Source organism: Paenibacillus sp. AK121 (genome assembly GCF_019042715.1).
Lineage (GTDB): Bacteria > Bacillota > Bacilli > Paenibacillales > Paenibacillaceae > Paenibacillus > Paenibacillus polymyxa_C.
The window spans coordinates 164,283-178,717 of the sequence record NZ_JAHPJM010000010.1 but is presented as its reverse complement, the minus strand read 5'-3'; the positions used below and the strand labels follow the sequence as shown (position 1 = coordinate 178,717).

The window sequence follows — 14,435 nt, the reverse complement described above, 5'->3', positions numbered from 1 at the left end:
ACTTATTTGATGAAGGAGTGTTCTATTGATGAGTAAATTACGAACAAATGATAGCGTTATACAGAAGGAAAATGTTGCTCTCCCTTATGTATGGATGACTGTAATCCTATGCTGGTCAGCGGTTGCCGTGATGTCCAGCCTATATGTAACGATCCCTTTGGTCCCTCTCTTCGCTAAAGTATTTGAAAAAACACTAGCTGAAGCGGCTCTGCCGGGAAGTATCTTTTCCTTAGGCTTTGCGGTGGGATGTCTAATTTATGGAGGATTGTCTGATCGCTTTGGACGCAAGCAGGTTATCGTCGCTGGACTGCTCGCATTGACGATCCTGTCGTTTTCCCTCAGCTTAACCAGTCAGTATTCCGTATTAGTTGCACTACGCTTGCTTCAGGGTTTGGCGGCAGCCACCTTTTCCCCCGTTGCTCTCGCATATGCCGTAGATATGTTTCCGACTGAAAAACGGGTAACAGCTATCGGCTTTATCAGCACTGCCTTTCTCGTGGCAGGTATTACCGGACAGGTATTTAGTATTGTCATTAGCGAACAAATCGGATGGAATATGGTATTTCGGATGCTAGGTGTTTTGTACGCCATCACCTTCCTGATCGTTCTTTCCTGATCGTTCTTTTTTTCCTGCCTAAAGCTCCCTCTCCGCAACGAGGGGTTCGCATTTTGGCAGCCTTCGGCCAGTTGGGGACCGTTCTGCGCTCGTATCCTTTATGGTTAAGCTACACAATCGCTTTTGTTCTTCTGATGTCCTTTGTGAGCATGTATACGGTTTTGGGAAGCTACCTTGGCAGTCCCGAATTTGGCCTGAATAGCAAACAGATGCTATACGTCAGATCCGCTGGCATCATCGGCATGCTTCTCTCCCCATTCGCCGGACAACTGGCCCTGAAATTCGGTGTTCACCTTTTACTACGTACAGCTCTTCTTCTTTCCATTCTCAGCTTGGCGCTGATGGGAATGACGCATTCTCTAATAGCTATCGTGGTATTAAGTGTATGTTTTGTCAGTGGCATTGCCCTGAGTGTCCCTTCACTTATTGCAATAGTTGGCCAGCTCGGCGGCACAGCAAGGGCCATAGCCGTCTCACTGTATACCTTCATTCTGTTTGCCGGTACGAGTCTAGCACCTATGCTTTCCATTCGTTTGATGGGAAATGGCGGCAATCAGATGACTACGTTTATGCTGCTGGCGGCAGTTCTATCTGTGGGATTTATCGCTTCTCTGCTCATTCACCGCCGTCAGAACAATCCGCTGAAGCGGGATGCATAATACAACATCAAACTAAAACCGAACTTAAAAGTGACCTATAGTGCCACTGCGCAGTCGGATGGTACTTCCCATCGCCACCGCCCCCGGATTTCTAGAATAAAGCCTATGAATAGGGTAAAAATCCGGGGACAAAAGCGACCGCTACGCTTGTACAGCACCATTCCGCCTACTCCGTTTTCATGTTCATTTTTTCGAGTTTGGCTTATATAGCATCCTGTTTTTATTTTAAAAAAAATTCTATTTATCAGGTAAACCCATCTAAATCGTGTGATATATGTCATTGTATTTTCTTCATAAATAAAAACTCTCTCTTTGGAGACATACACAGAATGAGGTACAATACAGATAAGCTATATATGATATATGGAGAACTTTTGAACAGGAGGCTGTACCGAGCTATGAAGATAACATCTATCGAGCCAACTCCCAGTCCGAACACCATGATGCTGCATCTGGATGAGCGACTGGAAGCAGGTATCCGCAGAACATATACACGGGACAATGAACGTTCCGCTCCCCCATTTATCCGGCGTATGCTGGCGATTGAAGGGGTCAAAAGCGTGTTTCACACGACCGATTTTGTAGCCCTTGACCGTAAAGGAAATGCGGATTGGTCTACTATTCTGGGTCAAGTCCGGGATCAGCTAGGCGAGGAAGGTGCTGACGCAAACTGGGATTTACCGGAGGAAACCTCTGGGGAAGCGTTTGGCGAAGCACAGGTTTTTGTACAATTTTTCCGCGGTCTTCCCATGCAAATTAGGGTTAAGGCAGGACAGCAGGAGGAACGAATTTCCTTGTCCGACCGCTTCGTGCAAGCCGTTACCCGCGTGGCAAGTGCAACACTGATCAAAGAACGCAAGCTGAGTGATTACGGCGTCCGTTACGGTGAACTGCCGGATATTGCCCGCGAGGTTGAGCAGGAATTGGAGGCAGCCTTTCCGCAGGATCGGCTGGAACAAATTATCCAGCAGGCGATTGCCCACGGCGCGGACAACAGCGAATTCGTGGAGGAACGCCGCGAGTGGAGCGATGCCGAGCTGAAGCAGGCCCTCCAACACGAAGACTGGCGCACACGCTACGCTGCGCTGGATCGGCTGGAGCCGACGCCTGAGCATTTGCCGTTGATCCGGCAAGCGCTACATGACGACAAAATGCAGCTACGGCGGCTGGGAGTCGTCTATCTGGGCGATATTCGCTCACCGGAGGCAATGGAACTGCTGTTCGAGGCGCTGCGCGATCCTTCAGCGGCAGTACGCCGCACTGCTGGCGACACGTTGTCGGACATTGGCGATCCCGTCGCTACCAGCGCTATGATCGGAGCCCTGTCGGACAGCAGCAAGCTGGTTCGCTGGCGTGCAGCCCGTTTTCTATACGAGGTTGGAACCGAGGATGCGCGTGATGCGCTGGAGAAGGCCGTCGATGACCCCGAATTTGAGGTCAGTCTGCAAGCTAAAATGGCACTGGAGCGCATCGAATCAGGCGAACAAGCCGCAGGTACGGTTTGGCAGCAGATGGCCAAGCGGAACTCTTGATTTAAGAATCGATAAGTGGATTTTCTAAAAATTGTCGATTGTCAGAAGGTGTACAGGTACGGTATACTGTAGTTCGCTATACAATAAAATATCATGTCATACACCTCATCAACCTGTTTTATGATGAGGTAGAGGTCGCGGATGTAATCAGTACACTGGAGGAGACGCCAAGAGCCGTCTGAGATTCCAGTAGAAAGGTACACCCGCCGAAGTATACGGAGCTGACTCTTTGTAAATACTCCGTATGCTGGGGCTGCTAACCGAAAGGAGCAGAACTGTCACGCGATGTCCTAACACAGACACGTGTGTTGAGCTATCTTGTTATAGAAGAAGGTATGGTGCGGAATGCATAGACAAGACCGCAGGCGTATTCCCTGCGGTCTTTTGATTTATATACTCCCCCTCCTTCTGGCTCTTGCCCTGACATGAAATACAATTTCATGAAGGAGTGTTTGAACGTGCAACACAAAGCAACATCTGACGCAACCTTGCGTAAAAGTCTCAAAGCCCGTCATATGACGATGATCGCCCTCGGCGGCTCTATCGGAACAGGGCTATTCCTCGCCAGTGGAGGCGCGGTCGCCGAAGCTGGACCCGGCGGTGCCCTGCTGGCTTATGCAGCAGTTGGCCTCATGGTCTACTTCTTAATGACCAGCCTCGGTGAGCTGGCTACGTTTATGCCTGAATCCGGCTCTTTTAATACCTATGCAGGTCGCTTCGTTGATCCGGCTTTTGGTTTTGCTATGGGCTGGAACTTCTGGTACAACTGGGCAGTAACGATTGCTGCCGAATTGGCAGCAGCGACCGTGCTAATCAAATACTGGTTCCCGGAAAGCCACTCTGCCTGGTGGAGTCTGTTATTTCTCGCCATAATCTTCTTGCTGAATGCGTTGACGGTCAAAGGCTACGGTGAGTCCGAATACTGGTTTGCGATGATTAAAATTGTGACTGTAATCATCTTTTTGGCCGTAGGGGTGCTGATGATTTTCGGCATCATGGGTGGTCCTGCGGTTGGCTTTGCCAACTTCACGGTAGGAGATGCCCCGTTCCATGGTGGATTCTTCGCTGTATTGGGCGTATTTATGGCTGCGGGCTTTTCCTTTCAGGGAACCGAGCTGATTGGGGTAGCCGCTGGCGAAAGCGAAAACCCGCGTGACAATGTGCCACGTGCCATCCGTCAAATCTTCTGGCGTATCTTGTTCTTTTATATTCTCGCGATTCTCGTGATTGGTTTGATCATTCCATATACGAATCCGAATCTGCTGCGGGGAGATATCAGTGATATCGGAGTCAGTCCGTTCACGCTCGTATTTGAAAAAGCAGGGCTTGCCATTGCTGCCTCGGTCATGAACGCCGTTATTTTGACTTCCGTATTGTCAGCAGGCAACTCGGGTATGTATGCAGCGACTCGGGTACTGTACGCTTTGGCACGGGAAGGCAAGGCTCCCCGTTTCCTTGGGCGTATCAATCGACGTGGTATTCCTATGAATGCACTTTTGATCACGACTGCTGTTGGTATGCTTGCTTTTCTCGCCTCCTTGTACGGAGACGGTGTAGTCTATAACTGGCTGCTCAATGCCTCTGGAATGTGCGGATTTATTACGTGGGTCGGTATTGCCGTCAGCCACTATCGTTTCCGCCGTGCCTTTACTGCACAGGGTCACAGTCTGAGTGAGCTTCCCTACAAAGCCCGCTGGTTCCCGTTCGGACCGTTGTTTGCCTTTGCTCTATGTATCATTGTCATTATCGGGCAAGGGACGGATGCCTTCACTGGACAGGAGATTGACTGGAAAACGATGATCGCTACGTATATGAGTGTGCCGCTGTTCCTTCTGCTGTGGCTTGGCTACAAATGGATCAAACGTACTAAAATCGTTCCGCTAAAAGAATGTGATTTGAGTTCAAATCCGTCTTCGGATAAATAATAGAACACAGTGATAAAAAACCCGTCTCCACATATCAGGGAAAACACGCTGGTACACCTGGTCCCAAGACCATTATCCGCATGTTCCCCTGTATATGCCCGGAGACGGGCTTTTTCTTTTTCTGTTTATTTGGAAGAAGTAGCTACTTCAGCTGATAAAGACATAGATAAGGCACGACGACTAAAAATACCGTATATGACAGCAATCATCGTTAGCACTGCTGAAAACAAGTACAAATTAACGATACCCAGATGATCTGCAATCCAGCCCATTAAAAGCAGCGAAATACAAAACGTCAGGCTTGTCAGCGTAGCCTGGGCGGACAGCACCTTGGGCAAATCATGTACCGACACACTCATTTGCATCATCGTGCGGCGGGAGACGACCGACATTTCCGCAGGTAGTCCCATCAACAGCACGATAAGCAGCGTTAGTGGCGGTAATGTGTTCAGTGCATACCAAGCCGTCAGCAGCCCGTAGCCTGCCATCCCCACCAGCATAGCGGGCAGCAGTCTGCGCTGCAAATGCTTGACGCAGGCAAGGACTATGATGCCACCACCAATCGCACCTGCAAAATACGCCGCATTAATGTATCCCCACCATGCCTCGCTCTTGTGCAAGACCTGCTGAGCGAAGGCAAGCGTGAACGCGCCTACCCAAACCGATCCCCCCAGCAGGTCAATCATATCCATAAAAATAAGAGCCTTCAGTCTGTGACTGGCTCCGATGAGACTCCAGCCTTCACGCAGTATTTCTTTTTTACGTTTAGGAGGCACCGCTGGGCTCTCTGATTCCGGACCATACAGCTTATCTTCCAACTGCGCTGGAGGCAAGTCATGTTGCCCTTGTCCCGGCTCGGTTACAATCTCAGAAGCCAAGACATCCCCATTTTGTACCCTTGTTCCAGGCTGAAGCAAATAATGAGCTTTGCCCTCTAGGGGATCTCGAATCAAGCTGGTGAAGATCAGCGCTATCAAATACAGACCGCCAGCCACCAGCAATGTTTTTTCCGAGCCCAGCATAGCTACGAGCACACCACTAAGCCCCCACCCTGCTAATTGCACCGTCTGATCACTGACCGATACCAGACTGTTTGCCCGCATGAGTCCTTCCCCAGAAGCAAGGCGGGGAATCAGTGCATTGCGCGCAGGTGTAGTCCAGCCGTCCAGAAAGGACATGGCTGCCACCAACGCGAACACAATTACCCATACGGGCTCTGTGCCCGCTGACCATAAGTGTCCCAGCAGAATAGCGAAGAAAGCCAGTTGTCCAAACTGGGAAACGAATAAAATAAAAGGAAGCTGGAATCGGGCCAAAATGAGCGGTGCTAAAAAGCCGCTGATCATCTGCGCCCCCATCCGCAGCAACGGAACGAGCACCGAAGAGAAGATCGAGTCTGTTTCATGAAAGACCAAAGACACAAGTGCCATAATGTAAAGAATGTCGGCCGCATTGGACATCGTCTGCGTGCCAAGCAAATAGGTAAAGGAACGCTTGTGCATATAAATTAGAATACTCCTTTGATAAGGTGGCTTTTTTACAGCCGAATAATTAAGTCCATTTCAGGGTTACCCGAAGATTGCCGGTACTTCCGAGATCCGTAATCTGATAGGAAATGGATTTCAAGTCGAGTTGATACAAGGACTGTAAATCCTCCTTAAGACTTCGTTCCGTCCCTTGATAGCCAAAAGTAAGTGACGTTTCTCCCTTAGTTATCATCTTCCGAACCTGTTCCTTGATGTCAGCTGATGATTTAACCAGTCCCTTGCCGTCTTGCAATGGATATTCCAGGTTATTGTACAGTTTTTGATACACGGCAGCCTTTGCTCCTCCGGCAGCTATCAATGCCGATAACGTTTCGCGGTACGATGTGTTCGCCTGAGGGTACTGTTTCACCCACGAGTGATCCCGTCGCATTTCTGAATCCGTCAGCAGATAATATGAAGTGCTTACCTCGTTCGCGCGATCGGGGGTAGGGTCATCCCACGTCGTATCCATGTGATACCATCGGCCATCTAATAAAACAAGATTCCATGCATGCAACTGCCCTCCTGCTCTACCTTCCACAATCCGATTTGTAATCCCTGCTCGTTCGAGCATTTTATAAGCCAACAGCGAATAACCCTGGCAGACCGTGCTTCCCGTTTTCAGACCATCATAGGCTGTGTACTTTTGCTGTGCTTCATCATACTTCAGGCGAACGACGATCCAATCATGGATGGCCTTCACCTTTTCATGATCCGTCATTCCCTTCGTAATGATATCCCCCAGCACAGCTTGCACTGTGCTATCCACATATGCCGTCTGTTCCTTCGTTTCCCGGTAGCTTAAACGAATCGTAACCTGGGCGGAGGTGGTTGTGCCTGTATAGCTGAATGCGTAGCTTTTGATCGTATAATTCACATACGGATCGCTCTCCATCGCCTGTTGGATGGCTGTCTGTAACTGCTGCTTGAGACCGTTCACTCGCCCTTGATATGTAAAGGTCAGCGTTTCACTCCGCGTAGCCATTGCCTGTAAAAGCTTGTTTTGAAGCTGCTGCGATGATACGGAGGGAGTCGGCTTGACCGACGCCGCATACACATTGTTGCCCCACTCTACAGCCTGCGGCAGCAACACAGCCAGCGCTGCACCTGCAACCAGACATTTTACAAGCCTAACCCCGATTTTTCTGTTCATACAGAGCGTTCCTGCCCTTCTTAGCATAGTTGTAAACAGCTCTATCTTACCATAAAAACAGTTGCCCCAAACGCTCTAGTTTTGTCGGTTGCAGGCGGGTATGAGTGCATTTAAAGGCAGGTTGCGACACCTTAATCTGTTATATAACAGAGAGGGCTATACATAAACATGTCGTTCGCAGAGAATTTTATCACAGCAATCTAGTACTCCTCATGATATGGTACTGGCATCGGAAGTAAATGATATTGATTCTCATTCTAGATCAGAAAGGCTGAGCACCATGGCAGAATGTATCTCACTCCTTCGTACACCATTAGGTCAGACTGTGCGTTTGCAATCTCTTGCCCCTCTTCACCCCTCATTGCGCCGCCGTTTAACAGACATGGGCATCAACGAAGGCTCCATTATACGCTTAAAAAAGATCAGTTTATTGGGCGGCCCGATCGTCATTGAATGCAACGGCCAGTTAGTCGGCCTCCGCCAAAATCAAGTGAAGCAACTGGAGGTCGTTCCGACATGGACATGATCGCTCTTTTCGGTAATCCCAATACAGGAAAAACCTCATTATTCAACAAGTTGACTCGTACGTATGCAGAAGTAGGAAACTGGTCTGGCGTCACTGTGGAAAAGAAAACAGGAATCCTGCGTGACAAGTCTGCCGTATTGGTGGATTTGCCGGGTGCCTACTCTTTACTCCCTCTGTCGCTGGATGAAGGCGTCGCAACCCGTTATTTGCTGGAAGAACCGCCTGCGGCGCTAATTAACATCGTGGATGCTTCCCAGCTCCAGCGCAATCTATATCTGACCGTACAATTATTGGAATACGGCCGTCCGCTTGTACTTGGCTTAAACATGACCGATGTAGCCGATGCCACCGGTCTTCGGGTGAACAAGGAACTGTTGGCTGATCAATTGAACGTTCCCATTATTCCGATGGTGGCACGTACAGGTAGTGGAAGTAAGCAAATGCTTGCTTCCCTTCGAGAGGTCAGACATACATCCAATGCTTTTCAACTGGATTACGGTCCTGCTGTCGAAGCTGCTATTTCGGATATTTGCAACTTGCTGCCGCATACATCTGTGCCTCAGCTCCGCTGGGCTGCACTGCAATGTCTGGAAAACAATCCGGTCGTCATGGAATGGATGACGAATGAGACACTGCGTGAACAAGTAACTGCACGCATCCAGCGCTGCGAGGAAGAGCTTCTCAGGGAAGGGTATGCCAGCACCCCTGCTCAACATATTCGTTCTGTAAGAACAGCATGGATTGCTGAGCTATGCACCAAGGCAGTTGACACATCCAAACTCAGACCGCACAGCCTGACTGATAAACTGGATGCACTGCTAACTCATCGGTACTTGGGGATTCCGATCTTTTTACTGTTAATGTACGCTACCTTTAAGTTTACCTTCGATTGGACGGGTACCATTCTTTCAGATATGCTGGATGAATTTTTTTCAGGGACACTCAGCAGCTGGATTACTGAATTACTCGTTCACTTGGACGCGTCCGCTTTTACGCAAAGTCTAGTCGTGGACGGCATCGTGGCTGGGGTCGGGGGTGTGCTTGTTTTTCTGCCTCAAATTGCTATTTTATTTCTGATTATCTCGGTAATCGAAGACTCCGGGTATATGGCACGGGTCACGATACTCATGGATCGCTTGATGCAAGCCGTGGGCTTGAACGGAAAAAGCTTCATTCCCTTCATCATCGGATTTGGCTGTAATGTGCCAGCTATTATGGCAGCACGCACCATTGAACAACCAAGAGAACGCCTCATTACAACGTTGCTGGTACCCTTTATGTCATGCTCGGCCCGCTTGCCAGTCTATGCGTTGTTTGCAGGTGTGTTTTTCCCGTCACATGCGGCGAGCATTATCATGCTGATGTATGTGTTAGGGATCACGGTATCGCTTATACTTGCCAAAATTTTTTCCAAAGTATCTATTTTATCAGGTGAGCCCTCCCTCTTTATCGTAGAGCTCCCTCCCTATCGGGTGCCGCAGGCTCTTACATTATTTCGCAGCACATGGGAGAAGGTCAAAGGCTTCGTCCGTAAAGCCGGAACGATTATTCTTGCAGGCTCTGTAGGCATCTGGCTCTTGTCCAATTTCGGTCCGCAGGGCTTTGGCGTAGAAATGGATGACAGCCTGCTCGCTACGATTGGAGGATGGTTTGCACCTCTATTGGCCCCTCTTGGTTTTGGCACCTGGCAAGCAGGCGCGTCTCTGCTTACAGGCTTTATGGCCAAAGAGGTTATCGTCTCAACGATGAATATCATTTATCATGTTCCCGATATGCAGGGATTGGAACTGCAAGTCAGTCATGCTTTTACATCGCTTGCCTCATTTAGCTTTATGGTGTTCATTCTGTTGTATGTGCCGTGTCTGGCTACGGTAGCGGTTATTCGCAAGGAGACACTCTCCTGGCGCTGGACCGCATTTTCTGTGATCTATCCTTTGACCGTGGCATATATCATCGCCGTCTTGATCTATCAGTGTGGCAGATTATTAGGTTGGGGTTAAGTCAGACCCTAGAGTATATAAAAGGAAGTGGATTCCATGGTCAATATCATTATTTTATTGGTGATCCTCGGTTACAGTGCATGGGTGCTGGTAAGATTTTTGCGAAAAAGCCGCCAAGGCGCCTGTGCTGGCTGTTCATCGAGCAAGTCATGCCCAGGCTGTGCCGTGAGCTCAGTGAATGAGGATACCAGAAAAACAACGGCAGCTCACAAAGGTTAACCATAGTCATCTCACAATGGACGGATAGCAAGAAAAAACTTGGCGACTGCTCTCTAAATACATTACAGGGAGCACTGTTAGCCAAGTTTTTTCATTGTTACTCTATTCCTTGAAAACATTTTAATCAGGGGTACTAATAAGCTAGTCATGTTGATGTGCTATATATAGGCGTTCAAGGTCAATTGTAGATCTTCCTGAATATGTTATCCGACCGTTTCGAAGAATGGCAACCTGGTCTGCTAATTTCTCAGCTAATCCTATAATATGAGTAGATAACAATATAACTCTGCCTTCTGTTAGATACTCCCGTAGTGTACTTCTAACAATCATCACTTGATCAGGATCTAATCCGTTAGTCGGTTCATCTAATATAAGAATTCTAGGTTCATGTAAGAGCATTGAAGCTAATGCAACTCTCTTTTTAGTTCCTTGTGATAACTCTTCCATTTTTATATTTTGATAATCTTCTAATTTGAATCTGTCCAGCCATTTAGCGATGCGCATTTCGAGTTGGTCCTTCGGTACCTGTCGTAACCCCCCAATAAGTCGCATCATTTCTGATACAGAAAGTGCAGGATAATAAAAAGGGAATTCTTGTAGATATCCTACCATTGATTTATAGTTTTGATTTTCAAAATCAATTATGGTTTGATTGAAGCGAATTGTACCTTTTTGTACCTGATGGAGACCAGCAATTAAACTTAATAAAGTTGATTTACCCGCTCCATTAGGACCTAGCAACACAGTAATTTGGTGGTCTGGGACATCCCAATTTAATCCATGTATAATTTCTCTGGAGCCGTAACTGAAAGAAACTTGATCCAGTTGTAAAAATGATGATTTATGTTCTTGGGTCATCGTTGACTCACTCCTAAGATACCTTTTTATAAAAAAGTATAAATCTTGTATAGATCATAACTGATATAGCTACAAATAATACTTTATGAAATTGATGAAGATACAATAGTAATAGCATGCTCATTGCTATGACCCAGCTCCCAAGAAACTTGATACGGTAATTTCCTAAATAGTCTATGGATAAAAATTTGTAACCCAAAGGCATGCCCAAACTAATTAAAGTAGTTGAGAGGAATATACTCCATATAGTTTGGATTGATAAAATCACTGGACTAATCTGTAAATAAATCCCCCAAAACCACTGATGCATAAAAATAATTCCTATGTTTAAAACACATAAAATTAACCATTTAGTGCGCAGCATCTTCTTCCAGGCAAATAACGTTGCTTTATATATTAGTAGTCCTTTTTCCTCTATAACAAGACTCTTGACAGCCCAGATATCAACAGCAAACCATGATAATATCGCGCTACTGATTGAAAGAATAAACGGGCTTTCTCTAATAATATAAGAGTTTAAAACTTCAATTCCCAAAGCTAAAATAAAAAAAGAAAACAGGTTAACTGGCCTAATAATAAATAACAATTCCTTTTTTAGGAGTGGACATTGAGATAGCCATCCACGTCGTCCCAAAACTTTTTTTGAACCATGATACTGTAAAAAAACAGACCAAGAGCGTTGTGCAAAATAGAGAGTTATATATCCCATGCTTATACATAACAAAATCCAAGTCAAAATACGTACTGACAGAGACATTGGCAATATGAAATAGACTACAACCAGTGATAGAAAGAAAAAGCTTATTGCATAGCCAGAGAACTTTCTAAATAACGTTATATACCAAAATATCTCTGCTAAAAGCACACCTAAGATCAATCCTGAAACCATACTAAAAATGTAATTATGATGAACATCCCATAAGATCTGGCCAACTACGATCCATAAAAGTAATATTAGAAAAGGAATTTTCTTTACAATAGTATATTGGGTTAAAAACCAATTTCCCTTTCCTATAGACCACAAAAAACGTACTTCCTCCATTTTAGAAATCGATATACTTATACCAAATTGAATCAAAAAACCAATGATTCCATATATGATAGCCCACATCATTGCTTTAATACCCAAGCTGTTTAACCTTAAGGTAGCATTAGCTAATCCATTGGGAATTAAAATTAATAAAAAAATGAATAAAGCAGCCTCCATTTTAGTTAGCTTTCTGAGTTGCTTTAGATACAATATTTCACATAACTTTATACTTGTCATTTTTCTCGTCTCCAAGTCACAAAACTGGCTCAACCTGAAAATCAGTTTTCTTCAAATTATACAAATCAAAATATTTACCTTTTAAACCGATCAATTCCTGATGATTTCCTTGTTCTATTATTTCCCCTTGATCAAGCACAATTATTCTATCAGCTCGTTGGACTGTACTAAGACGATGAGCAATAATGATCTGTGTACAATGTCTTTCTTGTAAGAAATCTGTTATCAATTGCTCTGAAACACTATCAAGCGAACTTGTTGCCTCATCTAAAAGGAGAATTTGAGGTTCTGCCAAAAAAGCACGCGCCAATAAAATACGTTGCCGTTGTCCCCCTGAAAAGTTTAATCCGTTCTCGGAAACAACAGTTTGATAGCCTAAAGGGAGACTCATAATAAAACGGTGAATATCGGCTTGCTTTGCTGCCCGAACTACCATATCTATGGTACAATCTCCATTGTCCATGGCGATGTTATCCAATATAGAAACATTGAATAATTTTGTCTCTTGTAGAATAACACCTATTTTTTGACGAAACTCTCTCAAATGCCATTGATCCAGCGGGATATTATCGACGCTGACTTCTCCTATTGAGGCCTTATAAAGTCCTAGTATTAACTTCGCCAAAGTACTTTTACCTGAGCCTGATGCACCCACAATTGCAACCTTTTCACCTGGGAATATTTCAAGATTAATATTTTTTAAAACATATTTTCCAAATCGATGATAATTAAAGGAAACATCTTTAAACTTAATATATCCTTTAAAAGTATGGTTCGGTTTATGGTTACCTGAAGGCTCCTCTACATTTTCAATAACATCTTGAATTCGTTGAATATATGTGCCCACAGTGACAAGTTCACTAAGAGTCGATCCTAAGGAAACAAGCGGTACCATAAAAGCAGTTGACAATGTTTGTAAGCCCAGGAGTCCCCCGAAAGTTATCCATCCCTCAAGCACATAATGGAATCCAATCCATAGAATTAGTAGGGGAAAAATAAACTGGATGCTAACTGTCATGGAATCAAGTGATGCATTCCAAATGACACGTTTTTCCGTATTAGTTAGTTGTTTTTTAAAAAGCTCCTCCCACTTCTTAAATACTCTACTCTCGAACCCTAAAACTTTTATGTCTGTAATTCCATGTATATGTTCTGATAAAAAACCATGCATCTCAGCCTGGCTCGAAGTCTCCTTTCGAGATAAACGGTGAGTAGTAAAAGAACTTAAAACGGTAATAAGTAACAATAGAAAACCTATAATTGTAACTAATAATCCAATTTGCCATAGTAGATTAATCATTAAAGCTGCATAAGTTATAAGTAAAAGCCCGTCAATAAAAATAGTTATAACTCGATTAGATAATACCCTTCTAATTGTTACATTAGAGTTAGCTCTAAATACCAATTCTCCTCCTTTTCGATTTTCAAAGAACTCAAAAGGAAGTTTGAAAAGCTTAGCGATAAATTGTGTCATCATAGAAGTATCCATTTGGGATTGTAACTTGGCAATCATGTAACCCCTTAAAAATTGGAATAACTGTGAAAATAGAAATATTGTAAAAATAGCCCACCCCAATGGGACCAGAAAAGAATTATTTTTGGATTCTAGTAAGTTGTCAACAGAGAATTGGGTGATCTTAGGTATTAAAACACCTAATCCTTGAAGAAGTATTGAGACCAAAAATACAGAAATAAGAAGTTTCCTACTCTTAAAGGCTAATTTGATATAGAACATCCATTTTGGCCTTTTTCTTTTACTCCGAAAATCCTTTAACGGGATTAAAGAAAGTGCAAAACCCGAATACTTCTCTGTGAATTCTTTGAGAGGAAGAATGAGTCTTCCAAAAGCCGGATCAAGGATTATTACCTTTTTCTTTTTTATTTTCTCAAGAACCACAAAATGCTGGTTATCCCATAACAAAATCAGAGGAGCGATTAGCTCATTTAATTGAGATGCAGTTGCCCGATATCCTCGTGATTTTAAATGATATGTACTTCCTATTTCTTGAAGTTGTTGCATAGATATACCTGCGCGTACTGCACCAACCTGATTTCTTAACTCTGTTAAAGAAATATTATGTCCATAAAAACCCAAAATCATAGCCAAGCTGGCTAATCCACATTCACTATGTTCCATCTGTTCAATAAAAGGTA

10 protein-coding genes, 1 pseudogene and 1 riboswitch are annotated in these 14,435 nt (G+C 44.9%); of the genes and pseudogenes, 6 read left to right on the top strand and 5 right to left on the bottom strand.

The genetic code is table 11. The features are described from left to right. Window positions 1-28 precede the first annotated feature (28 nt). From KSP24_RS18065 to KSP24_RS18055, 3 genes and pseudogenes are all read left to right on the top strand, one after another. Window positions 29-1,275: pseudogene (locus KSP24_RS18065) on the top strand (MFS transporter). Between the two features lie 398 nt (window positions 1,276-1,673). Then, the gene (locus tag KSP24_RS18060; protein WP_016324726.1) at window positions 1,674-2,807 is read left to right on the top strand and encodes a virulence factor; all 1,134 of its coding nucleotides are present in this window, start codon (window positions 1,674-1,676) and stop codon (window positions 2,805-2,807) included. A gap of 121 nt (window positions 2,808-2,928) precedes the next feature. Continuing rightward, window positions 2,929-3,131, top strand: a riboswitch (Lysine riboswitch). Between the two features lie 134 nt (window positions 3,132-3,265). Further along, entirely contained in the window at window positions 3,266-4,732 is a 1,467-nt protein-coding gene (locus tag KSP24_RS18055; RefSeq protein ID WP_013373076.1) for an amino acid permease, read from the top strand. 125 nt (window positions 4,733-4,857) lie between these two features. Here KSP24_RS18055 and KSP24_RS18050 read toward each other — a convergent pair whose 3' ends face one another. Both KSP24_RS18050 and KSP24_RS18045 read right to left on the bottom strand, forming a co-directional pair. After that, the gene (locus KSP24_RS18050; RefSeq protein WP_216976127.1) at window positions 4,858-6,234 is read right to left on the bottom strand and encodes an MFS transporter; all 1,377 of its coding nucleotides are present in this window, start codon (window positions 6,232-6,234) and stop codon (window positions 4,858-4,860) included. Between the two features lie 49 nt (window positions 6,235-6,283). Continuing rightward, window positions 6,284-7,411 (bottom strand): transglutaminase domain-containing protein, encoded by a 1,128-nt coding sequence (locus KSP24_RS18045; protein WP_025674823.1) that lies wholly within the window; start codon window positions 7,409-7,411, stop codon window positions 6,284-6,286. A gap of 217 nt (window positions 7,412-7,628) precedes the next feature. Between KSP24_RS18045 and KSP24_RS18040 the strand changes: the two genes are divergently transcribed. From KSP24_RS18040 to KSP24_RS18030, 3 genes are read left to right on the top strand one after another with little or no spacing between them, the layout of a single operon-like run. Then, window positions 7,629-7,937, top strand: a complete 309-nt coding sequence (locus KSP24_RS18040; protein ID WP_238791542.1) for a FeoA family protein — start codon at window positions 7,629-7,631, stop codon at window positions 7,935-7,937. Beyond that, entirely contained in the window at window positions 7,928-9,937 is a 2,010-nt protein-coding gene (gene feoB / locus KSP24_RS18035) for a ferrous iron transport protein B (RefSeq protein ID WP_216976125.1), read from the top strand. Before KSP24_RS18040 ends, feoB begins: the two co-directional genes overlap by 10 nt. A gap of 36 nt (window positions 9,938-9,973) precedes the next feature. After that, window positions 9,974-10,156: a FeoB-associated Cys-rich membrane protein gene (locus tag KSP24_RS18030; RefSeq protein ID WP_013373081.1), complete on the top strand. Its 183-nt coding sequence runs from the start codon at window positions 9,974-9,976 to the stop codon at window positions 10,154-10,156. Window positions 10,157-10,297: 141 nt separating this feature from the next. On the opposite strand, the gene KSP24_RS18025 is transcribed toward KSP24_RS18030, so the two are convergent. The 3 genes from KSP24_RS18025 to KSP24_RS18015 are packed head-to-tail and all read right to left on the bottom strand — an operon-like array spanning window position 10,298 to window position 14,427. Beyond that, on the bottom strand, window positions 10,298-11,014 hold the full coding sequence (locus KSP24_RS18025; RefSeq protein ID WP_040102869.1) for an ABC transporter ATP-binding protein: 717 nt from the start codon (window positions 11,012-11,014) through the stop codon (window positions 10,298-10,300). A gap of 13 nt (window positions 11,015-11,027) precedes the next feature. Continuing rightward, window positions 11,028-12,281: a hypothetical protein gene (locus KSP24_RS18020; protein WP_040102868.1), complete on the bottom strand. Its 1,254-nt coding sequence runs from the start codon at window positions 12,279-12,281 to the stop codon at window positions 11,028-11,030. Window positions 12,282-12,297: 16 nt separating this feature from the next. Further along, window positions 12,298-14,427: a peptidase domain-containing ABC transporter gene (locus tag KSP24_RS18015; protein ID WP_267127977.1), complete on the bottom strand. Its 2,130-nt coding sequence runs from the start codon at window positions 14,425-14,427 to the stop codon at window positions 12,298-12,300. Between the last annotated feature and the right edge of the window lie 8 nt (window positions 14,428-14,435).